The sequence below is a fragment of the Roseateles sp. P4_D2 genome (assembly GCF_056401875.1).
Genome location: NZ_JBFUIM010000010.1, coordinates 113,271 through 133,665, shown reverse-complemented (window position 1 = coordinate 133,665; position 20,395 = coordinate 113,271). Strand labels below are relative to the sequence as shown.

The 20,395-nt window shown below is 69.2% G+C and carries 12 protein-coding genes; 8 read left to right on the top strand and 4 right to left on the bottom strand.

Features of this window, described 5'->3' with window-relative positions; genetic code table 11:
* The first annotated feature begins 152 nt into the window (after nt 1–152).
* The 6 genes from AC1DW0_RS18855 to AC1DW0_RS18830 all read left to right on the top strand — a co-directional run bounded on the left by AC1DW0_RS18855 (nt 153) and on the right by AC1DW0_RS18830 (nt 9,676).
* Complete coding sequence (locus AC1DW0_RS18855; RefSeq protein WP_457352255.1) at nt 153–2,081, top strand: glycoside hydrolase family 3 protein; 1,929 nt, start codon at nt 153–155, stop codon at nt 2,079–2,081.
* A 31-nt stretch (nt 2,082–2,112) separates the two neighbouring features.
* Nucleotides 2,113–3,135, top strand: coding sequence for a LacI family DNA-binding transcriptional regulator (locus tag AC1DW0_RS18850; RefSeq protein WP_056200633.1), 1,023 nt, complete (start codon nt 2,113–2,115; stop codon nt 3,133–3,135).
* Nucleotides 3,136–3,171: 36 nt separating this feature from the next.
* Nucleotides 3,172–4,455, top strand: coding sequence for a tryptophan--tRNA ligase (locus AC1DW0_RS18845; protein WP_477947343.1), 1,284 nt, complete (start codon nt 3,172–3,174; stop codon nt 4,453–4,455).
* A gap of 1 nt (nt 4,456) precedes the next feature.
* Nucleotides 4,457–5,041 carry an ECF-type sigma factor gene (locus tag AC1DW0_RS18840; protein ID WP_056200637.1) on the top strand — a complete coding sequence of 195 codons (585 nt, stop codon included), beginning with the start codon at nt 4,457–4,459 and terminating at the stop codon, nt 5,039–5,041.
* Nucleotides 5,041–7,851 carry a serine/threonine-protein kinase gene (locus AC1DW0_RS18835; protein WP_477947341.1) on the top strand — a complete coding sequence of 937 codons (2,811 nt, stop codon included), beginning with the start codon at nt 5,041–5,043 and terminating at the stop codon, nt 7,849–7,851. Before AC1DW0_RS18840 ends, AC1DW0_RS18835 begins: the two co-directional genes overlap by 1 nt.
* A 124-nt stretch (nt 7,852–7,975) precedes the next feature.
* Entirely contained in the window at nt 7,976–9,676 is a 1,701-nt protein-coding gene (locus AC1DW0_RS18830; protein ID WP_457352249.1) for an AMP-binding protein, read from the top strand.
* 48 nt (nt 9,677–9,724) lie between these two features.
* Here the strand turns inward: AC1DW0_RS18830 and AC1DW0_RS18825 are convergent, their stop codons facing one another.
* Both AC1DW0_RS18825 and AC1DW0_RS18820 read right to left on the bottom strand, forming a co-directional pair.
* Entirely contained in the window at nt 9,725–11,335 is a 1,611-nt protein-coding gene (locus AC1DW0_RS18825; protein WP_477947339.1) for an outer membrane protein assembly factor BamB family protein, read from the bottom strand.
* A 185-nt stretch (nt 11,336–11,520) separates the two neighbouring features.
* Nucleotides 11,521–12,426 (bottom strand): LysR family transcriptional regulator, encoded by a 906-nt coding sequence (locus AC1DW0_RS18820; protein WP_477947338.1) that lies wholly within the window; start codon nt 12,424–12,426, stop codon nt 11,521–11,523.
* A gap of 158 nt (nt 12,427–12,584) precedes the next feature.
* On the opposite strand from AC1DW0_RS18820, the gene AC1DW0_RS18815 reads away from it, so the two are divergent.
* Both AC1DW0_RS18815 and AC1DW0_RS18810 read left to right on the top strand, forming a co-directional pair.
* Nucleotides 12,585–14,765 (top strand): malate synthase G, encoded by a 2,181-nt coding sequence (locus AC1DW0_RS18815; RefSeq protein ID WP_477947336.1) that lies wholly within the window; start codon nt 12,585–12,587, stop codon nt 14,763–14,765.
* A gap of 55 nt (nt 14,766–14,820) precedes the next feature.
* Nucleotides 14,821–15,324 carry a hypothetical protein gene (locus tag AC1DW0_RS18810; protein ID WP_477947335.1) on the top strand — a complete coding sequence of 168 codons (504 nt, stop codon included), beginning with the start codon at nt 14,821–14,823 and terminating at the stop codon, nt 15,322–15,324.
* Between the two features lie 4 nt (nt 15,325–15,328).
* Here the strand turns inward: AC1DW0_RS18810 and AC1DW0_RS18805 are convergent, their stop codons facing one another.
* Both AC1DW0_RS18805 and AC1DW0_RS18800 read right to left on the bottom strand, forming a co-directional pair.
* A complete protein-coding gene (locus AC1DW0_RS18805; protein WP_477947333.1) occupies nt 15,329–17,155 on the bottom strand; it encodes a putative 2OG-Fe(II) oxygenase in 1,827 nt (608 codons plus the stop codon).
* Nucleotides 17,156–17,253: 98 nt separating this feature from the next.
* Nucleotides 17,254–20,178: a TonB-dependent receptor domain-containing protein gene (locus tag AC1DW0_RS18800; protein ID WP_477947331.1), complete on the bottom strand. Its 2,925-nt coding sequence runs from the start codon at nt 20,176–20,178 to the stop codon at nt 17,254–17,256.
* Nucleotides 20,179–20,395 lie beyond the last annotated feature (217 nt).

The following is a 20,395-nucleotide window of genomic DNA, read 5'->3' as shown; positions in this document are numbered from 1 at the left end:
CTCCTTGGCGGTGTCGGCATCAAAATTGGAACCGGTTCCAAACACGGCGCAAATCTAATGCGCCACAGTCGGGGCTGTCAATCTCGTCGGCCCGGGGGTTGACGTTTTTTTGCTTCACCCACTACCGTCGCGCTCCCAACGGACACTCCACGATGACTCGCTCAACCGCACTTCTCGCTGCCCTGCTTGCCCTGGCGACCATGGCCGGCGCGGCCGAAACCGATGCCGTCGTGCAGGCCTGGCCGGCCCGCAAGCCCGTGCGGGATGCGGCACTCGAGGCCAAGGTCGAGGCCGCGCTGAAGAACTTGACCCTGCGCCAGAAGATCGGCCAGATGACCCAGCCCGAGATCCGCGCGATCACGCCGGAGCAGGTGCGCGAGTACGCCATCGGCACTATCCTGAACGGCGGTGGGGGCTGGCCGGGCCAGGACCGCGCGGCCACGCCGGCGCAGTGGCGCGAGCTGTCCGAAAAGTTCCAGGCCGCGGCCCTGCAGGCCACGCCGGGCATCCCGCTGATCTGGGGCACCGACGCCGTGCACGGCCACAACAACGTGCGCGGCGCCACTCTCTTCCCGCACAACATCGCGCTGGGTGCGACGCGTGACGCCGACCTGGTGCGCGACATCGGCCGCGCCACGGCGCGCGCCATCCGCGCCTCGGGCCTGCACTGGGCCTTCTCGCCTACGCTGGCTGTCGTGCAGGACGTGCGCTGGGGCCGCACCTACGAGAGCTTCGGCGTCGATCCGGCCCTGGTGAAGCGCCTCGGCCAGGCCTCGGTGGAAGGCTTGCAGGACGGCATGAAGGAGGGCCGCGGCGTGCTGGCGACTGCCAAGCACTACGTCGGCGATGGCGGCACGCGCCGCGGCATCGACCAGGGCGTGACGCAGGCTTCGCCGGCCGATCTCGCCAATGTGCACGGCGCGGGCTACCTGGGTGCGCTGGACGCCGGCGTGCTGACCGTCATGACCTCCTTCAGCAGCTGGACCGACAGCGCTGGCTACGTCGAGCACGGCAAGATGCATGGCAACGCCGTGCTGATGACCGGCGTGCTGAAAGACCGCCTGGCCTTCGACGGCCTCATCGTCAGCGACTGGGACGGCGTCGGCCAGGTGCCCGGCTGCACGCCCGAGGACTGCCCGGCCGCCATCAACGCCGGCATCGACGTCGTCATGGTGCCCTTCCACTGGAAGGCCTTCTTCGACAACACCCTGCGGGCTGCCGAGCAGGGCAGGATCCCGATGGCCCGCATCGACGACGCAGTGCGCCGCATCCTGCGCGTGAAGTTCAGCATCGGCATGCAGCCGGCCGTGCCCGCCACGGTCGAGGCGATGCAGGCGCCCGAGCTGGCGCGCCGCGCGGTGCGCGAGTCGCTGGTGCTGCTGAAGAACAAGCCCGGCCTGCTGCCGCTCAAGGGCACGGCCCGCGTGCTCGTTGTCGGTACCGCGGCCGACAGTCTGGCCCACCAGAGCGGCGGCTGGAGCGTGACCTGGCAGGGCCGCGACACGAGCAATGTCGACTATCCGCAAGGCACGTCGCTGCTGGCGGCATTGCGGCAGCGCCTGGGTGCCGCGCAGGTCACCTTCGACGCTGACGGCAGCAAGAGCGACCCGAAGAACTTCGACGCCGTCGTCGCCGTGCTCGCCGAGACACCCTATGCCGAGGGCGAGGGCGATGCGCGCATCACCGAAAACCTGCGCTTCAGCCGTCGCCATCCCAAGGACGCGGAAGTGCTGCAGCGGGTCGCCGGCCGCGGCAAACCCGTCGTCACGCTGCTGTACTCGGGCCGGCCGCTCTATGTGAATGACCTGGCCAACAAGAGCGATGCCTTCATTGCCGCCTGGCAGCCCGGCACCGAGGGCGCCGGCTTGGTCGACGTGCTGGTGGAACCGACCGCCGGCAAGGCCTGGCCGGGCTTCACCGGCCGCCTGTCCTTCCCCTGGCCTGCAGGCCCCTGCCAATTCAGCAGCCACGAAGCCAGGTCCTGGTGGCCGGTCGGGGGCGGCCTGAGTGGCAAGGAAACCCAGGCAAATACCAAGGCCCTGCCCGAGCCGGCAGACCCCGCCCCGATCTGCCCCCTGTGATTCAATCCGCCCCAACAAAAGCAGAGGGCGAATGGCAACGATCAAGGACGTAGCGCGGCTGGCAGGTGTGGGCGTGGGCACCGCCTCGCGCGTCATCAGCGGAAACGGTTCCGTCGCGCCAGCCACGGCCGAGCGCGTGCGCAAGGTCATTGCCCAGCTGAAGTTCCGGCCCTCGCACACCGCGCGTTCGCTGGGCGCGGGCACGTCCAAGCTGATCGGCGTCTACATCCCCTTCCTGCGCGGCACCTACTACACGCCCATCCTGCGCGCCATCGACCTGGTGTTGCGCGCGCAAGGACTGCACATGGTGGTGGCCTTCGGCGAGGGCATCGAGGACGAACGCGTCGAGACCAACGACGGCATGCGCTTTTTGCTGGACCGCGATTGCGACGGCCTCATCGTGCTGTCCAACGCGCTGCAGGACGAAGACCTCAAGGCCCTGGGCCCGGCGGCGCGCCAGGTCGTCGTGCTGAATCGCCATTTCGACCGCATCAAGGACCAATGCTTCACGGCCGACCACGTGCAGGGCGGCGTGCAGGCGGCCCGCGCGCTGCTGCAGCACAAGCACAAGGACATCGCCGTCGTCTCCGGCCCGACCACCTCGCCCGACAACGTGGCGCGCCTGAATGGCTTCATGGGCGAGCTGGCGCTGCGCGGGCTGGACACGTCCAAGATCCTGACCGTACCCGGCGACTTTTCCAATCAGGCCGGCTGGGATGCGGCAGAGGTGCTGCTCAAGCAAAAGCGCCTGCCCTCTGCCGTGTTCTGCGCCAATGATGAGATGGCCATCGGCCTGCTGGCGCATTTCCAGGAACGCGGCGTGTCGGTGCCGCATGAGGTTTCGGTGCTGGGCTATGACGACTCTCCCAGCGCCGAATTCGCGGCGCCGCGCCTCACATCGGTGCACATCCCGAGCCACGAGGTCACGCTGGCCGGCCTGCACTGGCTGCTGAACCGCTGCTACGGGCAGCAGCTGCCCATCTCGCGGCAGTTCGACATCACCGTCACCTGGCGCGCCTCCGTAGCAGCACCCCCTTCGCGCAAACGAAGCTGAGGCCACAATCCGGTTTGGTTACTTTTCACCAAACCCATGCCTCAACGCGTCCTGACCGGCATCACCACCACCGGCACCCTGCATCTCGGCAATTACGTCGGCGCCATCCGCCCGGCGATCGAAGCCAGCCGCGCGCCCGGCGTGGAGAGCTTCTTCTTCATGGCCGACTTCCACGCGCTGATCAAGTGCGACGAGCCGGACCGCCTGGCCCATTCCAGCCGCGCCATTGCCGCGACCTGGCTGGCCGCCGGCCTCGACCCCGAACGCGTCACCTTCTACCGCCAGAGCGACGTGCCCGAGATCCCCGAGCTCACCTGGCTGCTGACCTGCGTGACGGCCAAGGGCCAGATGAACCGGGCCCATGCCTACAAGGCTGCCGTGGACGCGGCCGTGGCTGCCGGCGAGGAGCCCGATGCCAACGTCAGCATGGGCCTGTTCAGCTACCCGGTGCTGATGGCGGCCGACATCCTGATGTTCAACGCGCACAAGGTGCCGGTCGGCAAGGACCAGATCCAGCACATCGAGATGGCGCGCGACGTGGCCCAGCGCTTCAATCACCTGTTTGGCCGGGGCAAGGAGCTGTTCACTGCCCCAGAGGCCGTGACCGATGCCGAGATGGAGCTGCTGCCAGGGCTGGACGGCCGCAAGATGAGCAAGAGCTATGACAACGTCATCCCTCTCTTCGAAGGCGGCAGCGCGGCGCTGAAGGAGGCCGTTGCGCGCATCGTCACCGACTCCAAGCTGCCCGGCGAGCCCAAGGACCCGCAGGGCCAGGCCCTGGTCACCATCTACGATGCTTTCGCGACCACCGAGCAGCGCGCCGCCTTCCGCGCGGCCCTGCGCGGCGGCCTGGGCTGGGGCGAGGCCAAGCAGCAGCTCGTGAACCTGATCGAAGGCCAGATCGGCCCGATGCGCGAGCGCTATGCCCACCTGATGGCCCACCCCGAGCAGCTCGAAGCCACGCTGCAGGCCGGCGCCGCCAAGGCCCGCGCCATTGCGGTTCCCTTCCTGAAGCAATTGCGCGAGGCCTGCGGCCTGCGGCCCTACACGTCCACCGCGACGACAGCCGCTACCAAGACAGAGAAGGCCGCACTGCCGGTCTTCAAGCAATACCGCGAGGCGGACGGCAAGTTCTACTTCAAGCTGCTGTCGGCGGGTGGCGAGCTGCTGCTGCAGAGCAGTGGCTTCGAGCAGGGCCGCGATGCCGGCCAATGGGTCGCCCGGCTGAAGCGCGAAGGTCTTGTGGCCGATGCGCCGGTGCAGCGCGAAGCCAGCGACGCCGCCATCACGGCCGCCCTCGCCGCCTTCCAGGAAGACTGACGTGGCCGACATCACCGAACTGCTGATCGGCACTTCGCGTGGTGACGCGGCGTCCCTGCAGCAGCTCTACGCCCTGCTCTACCCCGAGATCAAGCGCGTCGCCCGCATCCGCCTGGCGCAGAGCGGCCCGAGCGGCAGGTCGGCCGGCCTGAACACCACCGCCCTGGTGCACGAGGGCTTTCTGCGCATGGCCGACCAGCAGGGCCTGCAGGGCGAGACGCGCGGCCAGTTCTTCGCCTACGTGGGCCGCGTGCTGCGCTCCGTCGTCATCGACCACCTGCGCACCGAAGGCCGCGACAAACGCGGCGGGGACGCCGTCATGGTCACGCTGTCCGCGGCCGACGATGTGGCCGCCGTGCAGAGCACGGCCGTCGACATGCTGGGCCTGGACCAGGCGCTGGAGCGCATGAAGGCCCTGGACAACGGCCTGTACGAGCTGATCGAGATGGTGGGCTTCGCCGGCCTGTCCATCGCCGAGGTGGCGGCGGTGCGGGGCCTGTCCACGCGCAGCATCAACCGCGAATTGCTGAAGGCGCGCGCCCTGCTGCAGGAGCTGCTCGGCGACCCGCCGAATTCGGTGTACTGATGAACTCGGGCTTGCAGTCCTCGGACTGGCAGCAGCTGTCGGCGCTGTTCGACGAGCTCGCCGAGCTGCCCGCCGCGGCACGGGCCGAGCGCCTGGCTGCGTTGCAGCCGCCCGCACTGGCCGCGCGGCTGTCGCGCATGCTCGCCTCCTTGCCCGAGGACGAAGACACGGACGCCACCGTCCTCGTCGACATGCCGGGCTACAACACCCGCCTGGTCGCCGCGCTGAGCGAGCCGACGCTCTCCACCACCACACCTGCCCGCCCCGGCGACCGCCTGGGCTCCTGGTGCCTGGCCGAACCCCTCGGCGAGGGCGGCATGGGCCAGGTCTGGCGGGCCGAGCGGGCCGATGGCCTCTACCAGGGCGAGGCCGCCATCAAGCTGCTGCGCGGCGACCGCGCCGGCCCCGGCCTGACGGCCCGTTTCGCCCGCGAGCGCGCCCTGCTCGGCCGGCTGACCCACCCGGGCATCGCCCGCATGCTGGACGCCGGCGAGCAGGACGGCCGCGCCTACCTCGTGCTGGAGTACGTGGTGGGCCGCACGCTGTCCGAGCACGTGCGCGCACACAACCTTGGCCTGGTGGCGCGCGTGAAGCTGCTGCTGGAGGTGGCGCGCGCCGTCGAACATGCCCATGCCCAGCTCATCCTGCACCGCGACCTCAAGCCCGGCAACGTCATGGTGGACGAGCAGGGCAATGCCAAGCTGCTGGACTTCGGCATCGCCGGCCTGCTCGACGACTCCGGCCGTCAGTCCGACCATCAGCTGACACAGATCACCGGCCGGCGCCTGACGCCGGCCTACGCGGCGCCCGAGCAGATCACCGGCGAGGCCGTGGGCGTGGCCAGCGACATCTATTCGCTGGGCGTGATGCTCTACGAACTGGCCAGCGGCGACCTGCCTTTCGGCAAGCGCGGCCTGGGCCGCACGGCCCTGGAGCATGCCGTGCTGCACGGCCAGGCCCAGCGCATCACCCGTTCCACACGCACGACCGGCTCGGCCGACAGCGCCGGCGACGAGGCAGGCCCCGGCCGCCCCCTCGATGCGGACCGGGCGGCGGGCGACCTGGAGGCCGTCGCCGCCAAGGCCTTGCGCAAGAACCCGGCCGAACGCTATACCAGCGTCGGCAACTTCATCGACGACCTCGAGCACTGGCTGGCCCAGCGCCCGGTCAGCGTGCGTGCCGAGGACTGGCAGCATCGCGTGCGCCTCTGGCTGCGCCGCAATGCCGCGCTGGCGGTCGGCGCCACGTTGGTGTTCGCGGCCCTCAGCCTGGGCCTGGCCGTCAGCCTCTGGCAGCGGCACGAGGCCCAGGCCGCAGCGCGCGAGTCCGAGCAGGTCACGGGCTATCTGGCAGAGCTGCTCGGCGCGGCCAGCCCCGACCAGAACGGCGGCCGCCAGCCCACCGTGGTGGAACTGCTGGACCGCAAGCGCCAGGAGCTGGCCACGCGCTTCAACGACCAGCCCGAGGTCAAGGACCGTGTCTTCGACACGCTGGTCAAGACCTATTTCGCGCTGCAGCGCTTCGACGTCGCGGCGCCGTTGGCTGAAGCGCGCCTGGCCCACGCCCGCCAGGCCTTCGGTGAGAACGACCCGCGCACCGAGGACGCCGCCGTCTCTCTGGCCGGCCTGCACACCGCCGTCGCCGGCGGCCAGCCCGTGATCGACTTGCTGGAACCGCTGCTGCCTCGCTGGGACAGCCGCTACGGGCCGCTGAGCGAGAAATCCCACAGCCTGCGCCTGCACCTGCTGACGGCCTACGGTCGCCTGGGCCGCTTCGCCGATGCAGAGCGCGAACTGGCGCTGGCCAAGCGCTCCAACGACGCGATCTATGCCAAGAACCCCTTCGAGCATGCGCGCTTCGCGACCTACGAGAACGTGCTCTATGTCTACGAGGGCCGGCTGCGCGAGGCCGAGCGCTCGCTCGAGGCGGCCAAGCCGTTCTGGAACCCGCAGGAGGCCGAGCGCATCCGCCCGGCCCTGGTGCTGGAGCGCAACCTGGCCTTCGTGCGCTGGCGGATGGCGCGCGAGAGCGCGGCCGACGCCACGGCGCGCAGCGATGACTTGATCCGCCGCTGGGACGCCATCGCGCGCCCCGGCAACCACGCCAGCACGCTGATGCGCCAGTTGCTGGCCGTCTACCTGCAGCAACTCGGCGAGTTCGGCGCGGCCCTGGCCCAGCTGGAGAAGGCCCAGGCCGAGACCGAGGCCGCCGGCGCCGACGACGCCGTGACCGGCCTGCTGCGCCGCACCCAGTTGCTGGAGGCCCGCGTGCTGGCCGCCGGCCGCGCCGACGCGGCCAGCCTGCGCGCCGCCGCCCAGGCCCTCGCGGGGCTGGATGCCGCGCCGCTGATCGGTGACGTGCGCCGCGCCGATGGCCTGCTGACGCTCTCGCGCATTGCCATCGCGCCCGGCGCCGGCGAGGCTGGCCAGGCGCTGGCGCGCGATGTCGAGCACCGCCTGAACACGCTGCGTCCGCTGCTCGCCGAGTCCCGCAATCTGGCCAGCCGCATCGATCTCTTCAAGAGCCGCCTGGCCGGCACGCCGGCGGCCTCGCTGGCGGGCACGCGCATCCGCGTGGCCTACTTCGACGGCCTGCCCGAACCTCAGGGCCTGCCCGAGTGGGCTGCCCGCCTGCAGCTGGCCTGCGCGCTGCGCGCGGCCGGCGAGCCCTGGCAGGAGGCGCTGACGCGCGCCGAAGCCTCGCGCCCGACCAATCTCGCCGAGCTGACGCCTGCGCCGCATCCGCTGACCGAGGTGGCCGCACAACTCGCGGCAGGCACGGCCGCCGCCGATTGCGACTGGCGTTTCTAGAGCCATGCCTCTAGGCACTGTGGGTAGCGCGTCACGCCGCAGGGTGTTTACCCGGGGGAAGGGCCGCTTTACAGGCGGTTAACTTTGCGGCTCCCGAAAAGAATCCCCCCGAGGAGACACGCCCATGGCCACCATCGCCGCCGACCAGCTCGCCCTGCAACGCCTGTATCACTGGGAGCGCACCGCCGGCAGCACCGTCACGCTGACGCAGCCGATGGGCGGGCCCGAGGTCCTCGACTTCACCTGGGCCCAGGTCAGCGACCAAGTGCGCCGCATGGCCGCTTTCCTCAAGGCCAAGGGCGCCGCCGAGGGCTGGCCAGCCGACGCCAAGGTGGCGATGCTGTCCAAGAACTGCGCCTGGTGGCTGATGACCGACCTCGCCATCTGGATGGCCGGTTATGTCTCCGTGCCGCTGTACCCGACGCTGGCGGCCGACACCATCACGCAGATCCTCACGCACAGCGAGGCGCGCTTCATCTTCATCGGCAAGCTCGACGGCTGGGAAGGCATGAAGCCGGGCGTGCTGCCGAGCCTGCCCGGCGCCAGCTACGCGCTGTCGCCCGACGACGTGAAGAAGAACTACGAGGGCTGGGACGCCATCTGCGCCCGCACCGAGCCGCTCAAGGGTGAAGTCACGCGCGGCGCCGACGAGCTCTGCACCTTGATCTACACCTCGGGCACGACGGGCAACCCCAAGGGCGTCATGCACAACTTCGGCGCCTTCGCCTGGGCCATCGGCGCGGGCCTGGACCGCTTCCCGATGAGCGCCAGCGACCGCATGATGTCCTACCTGCCGCTGGCCCACGTGGCCGAGCGCGTGCTCGTCGAGCACAGCTGGCTGAAGGTCGGGCTCAAGGTGTTCTTCGCCGAATCGCTGGACACCTTCACCGCCGACCTGCAGCGCGCGCGGCCCACCATCTTCTTCAGCGTGCCGCGCCTTTGGGTCAAGTTCCAGCAGGGCGTGCAGGCCAAGATGCCGCCGCAGAAGATGAACAAGCTGCTGCGCCTGCCCATCATCGGCGGCCTGCTGCGCAAGAAGGTCCTCAAGGCCCTGGGCCTGGACCAATGCCGCATCGCCGTCGGCGGCGCCGCACCCATGCCGGTGGCGCTGCTGGAGTGGTATGGCACGCTGGGCCTGCACATCAACGAGGGCTATGGCATGACCGAGAACCTGGCGCTGTCGCACATGACGATGCCGGGCAAGAACCAGCGTGGCACCGTGGGCCCGGCCTATGGCGGCGTGCAGACCCGCATCGATCCCGCCAACGGCGAGCTGCAGATGCGCAGCCCGGCGCTGATGATGGGCTACTTCAAGGAGCCGGGCCTGACCGCCGACGCGCTGACCGCCGATGGCTGGCTGCACACCGGCGACAAGGTGACCCAGGACGGCGACGGCTGCGTGCGCATCACCGGCCGCGTGAAGGACCTGTTCAAGACCAGCAAGGGCAAGTACGTCGCCCCGGCGCCCATCGAGGACAGGCTGGGCATGAACCCCAACATCGAGGCCTGCTGCGTCGCGGGGGCCAACATGGGCCAGCCGCTGGGCATCGCGATGCTGTCGCCGCAGGGCCTGCAACGCGCCAGCTCCGAGGCCGAACGCACGGCGCTGATGGCCGAGCTGAGCAAGCACCTGGACGACGTCAACGCCCGTCTGGACCCGCACGAACAGCTCGACACCCTGGTGCTGATCAAGACGCCCTGGACGGTGGACAACGGCTTCATCACGCCGACCTTCAAGGTCAAGCGCAACCGCATCGAGGAGGCCTATGCGGGCAAGTTCGATGCGTGGGTGGGCAAGCGCGCCAAGGTGTCGTTCGGGGACTGAGCGCGCAGGCCCGCCGCTGAGGCAGCTGGCCTGCGCGAGTGCCGCGCCTCAATCCGGCAACGAGAACGCGTACAGCTTGCTGTTCGGCGTGCCGAAGCCGAAGTTGCTGTAGCCCGAGCCCCAGTAGAGCGTGCCGTCGGCGATGGCCGCGCCCGAAAGGCAGGAACCGCCGCTCGGGTAGCTCCACAGGATGGTGCCGTTCGCACCGTTCATCGCGTACATGCGGCCGCTGGCGTCCAGCGAGCAGGCATAGACGACGCCATTGGCCGTCGTCACCGGACCCGAGGGGCCGCCGCCGATACCGCCCGGCGGCAGCGGGTCCAGCGTCTGCCATAGCGTCGCACCGGTGGCCGCGTCGAGGCCGAACCAGGCGCCTCGCGTCGTCGGCGCGCCGGCGCCCATCGGCATCCACGGCACCCCGTTGCTGTTGGCGTTGGCCGTGTAGATGCGCGTGCCGTCCGTCGCCGAACCCCACTGCAGGCCGCCCGCCGTGCCCCCTGGGCCGGCCTGGGTGACCCAGGCCACGGCGCCGGTGTCCGGGTTGAGCGCCCAGTACTGGCCGCTCTTCTGCCCGAGGCCCAGCAGCTCCACCGGCTTGCCCTTGCCGGCCTTGGACTTGAACAGCGCCGGCGCCTGGCCAAAGTCGTAGTCCGGGCCTGCCGGCGACGGGCAGTTGTCGCCGTCGCCGAAGAAGGGGATGCAATCCACCGTCCAGGCGTCATAGGGGATGGCACGGGTCGCCCAGCGCACGGCCCCCGTCTTCATGTCGAGGGCGAGGACGCTGTCGAAATAATCGTTCGCCGGCAGGCAGGCGGCCTTGGCCACCGGATCGGCACCGGCGGCCGCCACGCAGGCCAGCACGGGCGGCGGCACCGAGTAGTTGTTGCCGGTGGCGATGTAGACCGCGCCGCGCGAGGTATCGACGGCAGGCGAGCTGCCCCAGACGGCGTTGCCGGTGTAGCCGGCCGGCGCGAGCGTCGTCCGCCAGCGGATGGCGCCGGTTTTCAGGTCCAGGGCCAGCATGCTGCCGCGAAAGGACAGCTGGTAGCCCGGCACGAAGGCGGCAAGGGCCTCCTCCTGCGACGCGACGCCGACGAAGACCTGGTCGCCATGGATGGTGGCCGACTGCGTGATGATGGCCGCGAAATGCGGATCGGCCTGGGTGCTCCAGGCCAGCGCCCCGGTGTCCTTGTCGAAGGCCAACACCCGGCCACCAGGGCCGCCGCCCGCCAGGATGGAACCCTGGGTGCCGATGACCACCTTGCCGCCGCCCAGAGCCGGCGTGGCGCGGGCCTTGTCGCGGGGAATGCCCGTTACCGAAGGCAGGTAGACGGCCCAGCGCACGCTGCCATTGCTGCGGTTGACCGCATAGAGATAGCCAGCCCAGTCGGGTACATAGACCGTATCGCCATCGACGGCCGGCGTGGCCGAGACGTCGCCCGCCGTGGTCAGCGCCCATTTGACGGCCAGCTGGTTGACATTGCCGACGCCCAGCTTGTGCTCCGACGCCTGGCTGCGTGTGTTCTCGCGGTCGCCCCCCGCACTGCTCCATTCACTGCCCTGCGCCGCTGCTGCCACCAGCGGCAGGGCCAGCGCCACTGCCGCAAGGAGGGTGCGCGGCGGCGCGGTCGGCTCTCGAAAACAGGTCGTCTTCTTCATGGAAGTTCTCCGTTCCTTGTTTGCGATGCCCGATGAACGGGCCGTGGAACGGGTGGGCATCGCGCAACCCGCCACAGCAGACGCTTGGCGCCACGCGGCGACAAGGCGAAAGGGCATCAGAGGACGCTGCAGCGGGGCAGGCATCGGGGCATACCCGTCGCCGTCCTCTGGGTTGAGGACGATCGCTAGCAGCGCCAGTAATCGGCCCGCCCGTAATGCGCGCGCAGATGCTCCACCCACAGCCTTGTCCTCAGCGGCAGATGGCGTGACTGCGGGAACACGGCGTAGATGCCGTTGGGCGGCGCAGCAAAGGCGTCCAGCACGCTGACGAGGCGCCCTGCAGCCAGGTCGGCCTCGACCTCCCAGGTGCTGCGCCAGGCCAGGCCCATGCCGTCCACGCACCAGTCGTGCAGCACCTGGCCATCGCTGCAATCGAGCCGGCCAACCGGCCGTAGGTGCTGAACGGCGCCGTCGATCTGGAAGGCCCAGCCGCGCACCTGGCTGGCCTCGGAGCTCAACGTCAGGCAGGCATGGCGGCCGAGTTCATCGGGGTGCTTCGGCGTGCCGGCGCGCTTCAGATAGCCGGGGGCGGCCACACACAGCCGCCGGTTGTCGGCCAGCCGCGTGCTGACCAGGCTGGAGTCCGGCAGGTCACCCACTCGCACGGCACAGTCGAAGCCCTCGTGGACGATGTCGATGACGCGGTCGCTGAGGTTGAGCGACAGGCTGAGGTCGCCATGCTCGGCGAGAAAGCCCGGCACCAGCGGCGCAACATGCCTGCGGCCGAAGCCGGCAGGCGCCGTCACGCGCAGATGGCCACTGGCCTTGAGGCCACCGGCACTGACGGCAGCTTCCGCATCGGCCAGCGAGGCGATCAGGCGCTGGCAGTCCTCCAGGAAGGCCTGGCCCTCGGACGTCAGCGTCAGCCGCCGCGTCGTACGCAGCATCAACTTGACGCCCAGGCGCGCCTCCAGCGCGTCCAGCCGCCGGCCCATGACGGCAGGCGCGACGCCCTCGGCCTGGGCCGCCGCTGTCAAGCTGCCCTTGCCCGCGACGAGGACGAAGGACTCCATCTGCTTGAGCTTGTCCATGCCCCGGATTGTGCTGGGCGACAGACGCAAAGACAGCGGTTTCATGAAGGATCTTTGCGTTTTTGTCACAGATGAATGGCGTGCTCCGCAGCGAATCCCGACACGCGACGCAGCTAGATTGGCGACATCCGTTGTTGCCTTCTCGCAGGAGTCCCGCCATGCCTCGCACCACCCTCCACCGCCTGCAGGTCGATGCCGACCTGGCCCGCTTCATCGACACCGAGGTGCTGCCCGGCACCGGCGTTTCGGCTGACGCCTTCTGGGCCGGCTTCAGCCGGATCGCCCATGAGCTGGCACCGATGAACCGCGCGCTGCTGGCCGAGCGCGACCGACTCCAGGCCGAGCTGGATGCCTGGCACGAGGCCCATCCCGGCCCCATCACCGACATGCCGGCCTACCGCGGCTTCCTGCAGCGCATCGGCTACCTCGTCGAGCCGCCCGCCCAGGTGCAGGCGACCACCGCCAACGTCGATGCCGAGCTGGCCCTGCAAGCCGGCCCCCAGCTCGTCGTGCCCATCCTGAACGCCCGCTATGCGCTGAACGCGGCCAACGCGCGCTGGGGCTCGCTGTACGACGCGCTCTACGGCACCGACGCCATCTCCGAGGCCGACGGGGCCACGCGCGACGGTGGCTACAACCCGGTGCGCGGCGCCAGGGTCATTGCCTTCGCCCGCCAGGTGCTGGACCAGGCCGCACCGTTGGCCGAAGGCTCGCACAGCCAGGCGGTGGCCTACCGCATCGAGGGCGACCAGCTCTCCGTCACGCTGGCCTCGGGCGACGTGACCGGCCTGGCCGACGCAGCCACCTTCGCCGGCTACCAGGGCGCCCCTGATGCGCCCAGCAGCGTGCTGCTGGTGCACCATGGCCTGCACCTGGATGTGCGCGTCGATCGCAGCACGCCCATCGGCAAGACCGACGCGGCCGGCATCGCCGACGTGGTGCTGGAGTCCGCGCTGTCCACCATCCTCGACCTGGAAGACTCGGTCGCCGCCGTCGACGCCGAGGACAAGCTGCTGGCCTATCGCAACTGGCTGGGCATCCAGCTGGGCACGCTGACCGAGGAAGTGGCCAAGGGCGGCAAGAGCTTCACGCGCCGCCTGAACGCCGATCGCGTCTACACGGCGCCCGGTGGCGGCACGCTGACGCTGCATGGCCGCTCGCTGATGTTCGTGCGCAATGTCGGCCACCTGATGACCAACCCGGCCATCCTGCTGGGAGGTGACCAAGAGGGCAACGAGATCCCCGAGGGCATCATGGACGCTGTCGTCACGACGACCATCGCGATGCACGATCTGCGCCGCCGCGGCAACAGCCGCACGGGCAGCGTCTACATCGTCAAGCCCAAGATGCACGGCCCGGCCGAGGTGGCCTTCGCCGCCGAGCTGTTCAGCCGCGTCGAGCAGCTGCTCGGCCTGCCCGACAGCACGGTCAAGCTGGGCATCATGGACGAGGAGCGCCGCACCTCCGTCAACCTGAAGGCCTGCATCGCCGCAGCGGCCAGCCGCGTCGCCTTCATCAACACCGGCTTCCTGGACCGCACGGGCGACGAGATGCACACCGCCATGCGCGCCGGCCCGATGCTGCGCAAGGGCGACATGAAGACGTCCAGCTGGATCCAGGCCTATGAACGCAGCAATGTGTTGACCGGCCTGGCCTGCGGCTTGCGCGGCCGCGCCCAGATCGGCAAGGGCATGTGGGCCATGCCCGATCTGATGGCCGCCATGCTGGAGCAGAAGGTCGGCCACCCCAAGGCCGGCGCCAACACGGCCTGGGTGCCGTCCCCCACCGCCGCGACGCTGCATGCGCTGCACTACCACCAGGTCAGCGTTAGCGCCGTGCAGCAGGAGCTGGAAAAGGTCGACTTGGCCGCCGAACGCGAGGGCATCCTGAACGCGCTGCTGACCATCCCCGTCGCCGCCAAGGCCGACTGGACGCCCGAGCAGCGACAGCAGGAGCTGGACAACAACGTGCAGGGCATCCTCGGCTATGTGGTGCGCTGGGTCGACCAGGGCGTGGGCTGCTCCAAGGTGCCCGACATCAACGGCATCGGCCTGATGGAAGACCGCGCGACGCTGCGCATCTCCAGCCAGCACATCGCCAACTGGCTGCGCCATGGCGTCGTGTCGGCCGAACAGGTGCGCGAGACCTTCGCCCGCATGGCCAAGGTGGTGGACGGCCAGAACGCCGGCGACCCGGCCTACCGGCCTCTGGCCGCCAACTCGCAGGGCGCGGCCATGCAGGCGGCGCAGGATCTGGTCTTCAAGGGCGAGGCCCAGCCCAGCGGCTACACCGAGCCGCTGCTGCATGCCTGGCGGTTGAAGGTGAAGGCGGCGCACTGAGCGCAACGGCAGTTGCCCGGTCCTGTTCCGCACGGGCAACTGCTAGGCTTGCCCCATGCGCACCATCACCTTGATTGCCCTTTCCCTCGCTGCCCTGCCGGCCCTGGCGCAGGACGGCCTGCAGCGCTGCCGCGCGATGACGGATAGCGCCGCCCGGCTGGCTTGCTACGACACGCTGGCCGACGCAGCCCGCGTGCCGGCACCACCGGCCAGGCCCGCCGCGCCGGCCGCGGTGGCGCAGACCGCAGCGCCGGTCACAGCCATGGCTACCACGGCGGCACCGGCCCGCACGGGCGAGACCACCTTCGGCCTGCCTGATTCCAAGCGCCCCGAGGCGGTGGAGTCGGTCGAGAGTTCGGTCGGCCCGCGCTTCGACGGCTGGGGCCCCAACTCGCGCATCCGCCTCGCCAACGGCCAGGTCTGGCAGGTCGTCGACGGCAGCTCCGTCGCGCTGCCGGAAGGCCCGCGCAAGGTGAGCGTGAAGCGCGGTGCGCTGTCGTCCTTCTACCTCGACATCGAAGGCCTGAAGACTTCGCCGCGCGTTCGTCGCGTCGAATGAGGCCCTAATCGGGCAGCACGTCGAAGGCTACCGTCAGCCGGTAGGCCTCGTCCTGGAACGGCGTGGTGCCGTGCCACAGATAGGACGGGAACAGCACCAGGCGACCGGGCCGCGGTGCCTCCATGCGCCGTGGCGGCAGGCTTGAGCGCAGCGGCTCGGGCAGGTCGGGCTCGCCAAACTTGATCCAGCCGTCGCGGCTGCCTTCGCGCAGGGCGCTCGGCGGCGTGGCCACGTAGTAGCAACTGCTCAGCCAGCCATGGCTGTGGATGTGGTTGGTGTGGAAGCCGCTGCGGCGCAGCCGCGAACTCCAGCTGTCGGTGAAATGCCAGGCTCCGGGTGAGGTGGGCCGGCGGCCGAGGAAGGGGTGACCGGGCTCGGACGGAAGGTTCGCCAGCCAGGCGCTGATGGCCGTGGTGATCTGGCATTTCAGCGCCTGCACCAGCGGCAGGTCGAGGTCGAAGATGTCGCCGCGCGTTTGCGTGCCGTGGCGCAGTGTCTGGTCGATGGGCGCCTGGGCATCGGTGTGCAGCCGCGTCAGCTCCTCGGCCAGCGCGGCGTTGAAGCTGGCGATGTCGGCCCACCCGGCAGGCGGCTCGATGTCGATGACGGCCGCGCAGCGATCCAGGTCGTTCAGCCAGTCGGCACGCGGGTCGCCCGTCAGCCGCCAGCCCGTGCCGACGAGGGCCAGCGCATGCTGGTTCTCCGGCGCCAGCGCGAAGGCGCGTTCGGCCAGCGCCAGGCCCTCGGCGGATTGGCCGGCGGCGTAGAGGCTGCGCGCTGCGTTGCTCAGCACCGTCACGCTGTCCGGCGCCAGCGAAACCGCCCGGCGGTGGGCGATGCAGGACTCCTCGTGGCGGCCGAGCAGGCACAGAGCCTGGCCGAGGCCGTCGGCATACGCCGCCGTGGCAGGGGACAGCTCCGCAGCGCGGCGATAGGCATCGGCCGCGGCTTCGCCACGTTCCGCGCGCAGCTGCAGCAGGGCCAGCAGGCCGGGCGGCACGTCCGACGCCGGCGCAGCGCGTTCGGCAGCGTCGAGCTCGGCGGTGAAGTCGGCATGCCCCAGGGCCCAACGCAGCTTCGCGAGGTCGTAGAGGCTGAGCGCATGCAGCGGCTGCAGCGCCAGCGCACGGCGGTAGGCGGCCAGCGCCGCATCCGCGCGGCCCAGCGCCTGCAGCGTGTTGCCGAAGTTGTAGTGTGCTTCGGCGACGTCCAGGCCCAGCCCCTGCGCGCGTTCGTGCGCGACGAGCGACTCGGCATGGCGGCCCAGGCGGTGCAGCAGTACGCCGCGGTTGTGGTGCAGCGCGGCGCGGTCGGGCGCGAGCCGCAGCGCGGCGTCCAGCGTCGGCAGTGCGGCGGCCAGCTCGCCGCTTTCCTCCTGAAGCATCGCCAGCAGCTGCAGCGCGTTCGCGTCCTGGGGGCCGAGCCGGGCCGCATCGCGGGCGGCCTGCAATGCGCGCTCGCGTTCGCCGAGATCGCGCCTGAGCCGGGCATGCTCGTAGTGGGCGACAGCCAGGTCGGGTTGATGCAGAACGGCCTGGGCAAAGGCTTCGGCCGCCGCCGCGGGACGTTGCAACATCTCCAGCATCTGGCCGCGCGCCAGCCACACGCGCGGCTGCCGCGCCTGCAATTGCAGCGAGCGCGAGAACCAAGCCTCGGCGTCGGCCCATTGCTTGCGCCGGGCGGCGAGCTGGCCCAGCGCGGCGGGTGCCTCGGGAGCGGCAGGCATCTCGCGCAGCGCGCGCTGCAGCAGGGCATCGGCGGCGTCGAGCTGGCCGGCGGCGAGTGCGCGCAGGCCCTGGCCCAGCGAGGAGGCGGGGTGGATGGCTGCCATGGGACGGTGTGTGGATGAGCGCGAATTGTCCGCGCCAATAAAAACAGGCCCCGAAGGGCCCGTTTGCAAAACACCCCGAGGGGCGAAACCAGACTTGCTTAGAAGTTGGCTTGGACGGTCGCGGTATAGCGGCGGCCAATGATGTCGTAGACGCTCGGGAACGTGTTGCCGTAGTTGCTCGAACCCGGGCCGATGCCGGTGCCGATCAGCGGCGGCTGCTTGTCGAACAGGTTGTTGACCGTCATCGACAGCTTGATGTTCTTGCTGACTTGCCACGAACCATTCAGGTCGAAGTATTCGAAGGCCTTGATGGACTCGTTCGAAGGCAGGAACTTGCCCTTGTTGTTGGCCGCCGCACCGGTGGTCTGCACGTTGGCAGCGCCGATATGACGCCAGTTCAGGCCCAGCCCGTAGTCACCCAGCGTCCAGGACGCCCGCGCGTTGAACCGCGTCTTGGAGTAGGGCGTACCCACATCGACGCCGTAGTAGCCAGCTTGCTCCAGTGTCTGCACGTTCGGCAGCGACTTGAAATCAGCGCGCTTCAGATAGGCCAGCTGCATGCTCAGATCAAGGCGACCCCAGTTGGCCAGGCCCAGCTTCTTCATCGGCAGACGGTAGTTCGCGCCCAGGTCGATACCCGAGAAGTTGTAGAAGCCGAGGTTGGACGACTGGGTGCTCACGCCCTTGCTGCCGGTACCGTTCAGGCCGCCATTCAGCGGATCACGCTGGATCAGCTGGCAGAAGGAGTTGTACGTGAAGCCCGGATTTCCGACGTAGCAGCCATCGATGACCTGGGAAGCCGTCGCGCTCGACACGGCGCCGTTGATCTTGATCTTCCAGAAGTCCAGGGTGATCGACAGGTTGTCGATGAAGTCCGGCTCCCACACCACGCCCAGGGTGGTCGTGTCGGCCTTCTCAGGGCCGAGGTTGGGGTTGCCGCCGCCGGTGTTGTTGATCTGGTTGGACGAGGGGGACGCGACGTTGCCGATCTGGGCCGCCGGCACACCGGTCTGCTGGCACAGGTTGGTCAGCGTGCCGGCCTTGCCTGCGTCAGCGGTATTGATCAGGGCCTGCTGGCAAGGGTCCACACTCTGCGACGACAGGCCTGTCGTCACTGGTGCGTACAGCTCGTTCACGTTCGGCGCGCGGGTGGCGCGCTGGCTTTCGCCGCGCAGACGCAGGCCCTTCATGGGCGCGTAGTCAAATGACTTCTTCCAGCTGCCGTAGCTCTTGGTGCCGCCGATCGAGTCGAACTCGGTGTCACGATAGCCGTAGCCGACGTTCAGCGAGTAGACGAACGGCTTGTTCTGCACCAGCGGCAGGGTGGCTTCGCCATAGACCTCGCGGAACTTCAGCGTACCGCTGCGGTCAGGCGTCGGGGAGCCCGAACCCAGCAGTTCGCCCTGGGTCTGCACGACCGCGTCGGACGCATTACCGCCGAACACCGTGCGGTCTTCGTAGCCAATGGCAACGCCCAGCGGGTTCTTCGCCCACGGGCTCTTGGCGAAGGCGACTTCACCGTTGGCGGACCCGGCCACGACCTTCTGCTCGACGCGGGTGGTCTGGAAGGTCGGCGTGGCGATGAAGGCCAGCATCTCCGGGGTGATGCTGCCGGCAGCGCCGAACAAGTTGATCGGCACGCAACCACCGCTGGTCACGGTACAGGCCGTCGTGCTGAGGGCCTTCGTGGCCTGCTGCAGCTTGGTGGCCGAGAAGCCGTTGCCCGTGCGCTGGGTCTGGTCCGAGCGGCCGGTCTGGAAGTAGGCGTCATAGCTCCAGCCTTCGAACATCGGGATGTCGCCACGCACACCGGCGGTGTACTGGGTCGTTGCGTTGTCGTAGCTGTAGATGCGCGGACCGGCTTCGACGAAGCGGCGGGCAACGTTGGCGCGGAAGGTGGTGGCGCCGCCAGCCACGCACTTCGGATCGTTGGCACCGAGCGCGAACACGGTCGTGTACGCATTGCAGAGCTGCGACCGAACCGCCGGCGTGATGTAGGGGTTGCCGATTGGAATGTCGAGCCCCGCGCCGAAGGTACCCGACGGAGCCAGATTCAGCGTCACGTTGGACTTCGTGTGGAAGATTTCCGCGTAGACCTCGGCGTTGTCGTTGATCTGGTAGCGGCCCATGGCCGTGACCTGCGTGCGGGTCAGCGGTGTTTCGAAGTAGTTCGGCGGGTTGGTGTTGTAGCCATCCGGCGGGCCGGAGGTCACGGCAGAACGCAGCAGGCCGGTGGTGCCGTCGATGACGCGGTTGCCGGCGATGGGTACGGGCATGCCCGAGAACACGGCGGGCACGGCGGTACCGGAGAAGCCGCCAGGGTTGCCGCTCGCCGAGGAGATCACGGTGCCGGCGTAGTCCCGCTCACCCAACTTCAGCGGGTTGGTGCGCGTGTTGCCGATGTGCAGCACGACGTTGCCCTTGCCGTCGGCCAGGTTGGCGCCCATCGTCAGGTCGTTCTTGTAGCGGTTCGCGTCACCCTTTTCGGAGGCGCTGTACAGCGTAGTGGCTTCGACGCCGGAGAAACTGCGCTTGGTGATGAAGTTCACCACGCCGGACACAGCGTCGGCACCGTAAACGGCGGAAGCGCCGCCAGTCACGAGGTCAACACGCTCGAGCAGCGAGACGGGGATAGTGTTGGTATCGACCACGCCGCCAAGGGTGGCGGGAACGATACGGCGGCCGTTGATCAGCACCAGCGTGCGGTTGCTGCCCAGGCCACGCAGGTCGATCGACGCAGTGCCGTTCGAACCGTTGTTCATGTTCGGGCCAATGGCCGGATAGGACGAAGGCAGGCCACGCACCAGCTCTTCAACCGCGACGGGCTGCTTGATGCTGATATCTTCCTTGCCAACCGAGGTGATCGGGCTGCTGGACTCGGCGCCCACGGACTTGATGCGCGAACCGGTGACTTCAATGCGTTCGAGCTTTTCGGTCGAGGCCTCTTGGGCCATTGCCGAGCCGGCGCTCAGCGCACCGATCATCGCCAGCGCGGCTGCGCTTCGGGCGTTTCGTTTAAACATGACTACTCCTTCGTGAGGACGTTCTCAACGCTGTGTTGCAGGTGATTTGGAAATGCGAGTCCCTCGCGGAGAAACGCCTTTTCGCGGCGCGAGTCTGGCGACTGGCAGCATCCGGGCCGATCCGGGTAGGCCCCAATAGACTCTGCAAGCTGCTGTTCCTCGTGCTTTACACAACAGAAACCTAGGGGTTACACCGCCCCAAGCAGGGGGTGTAGGA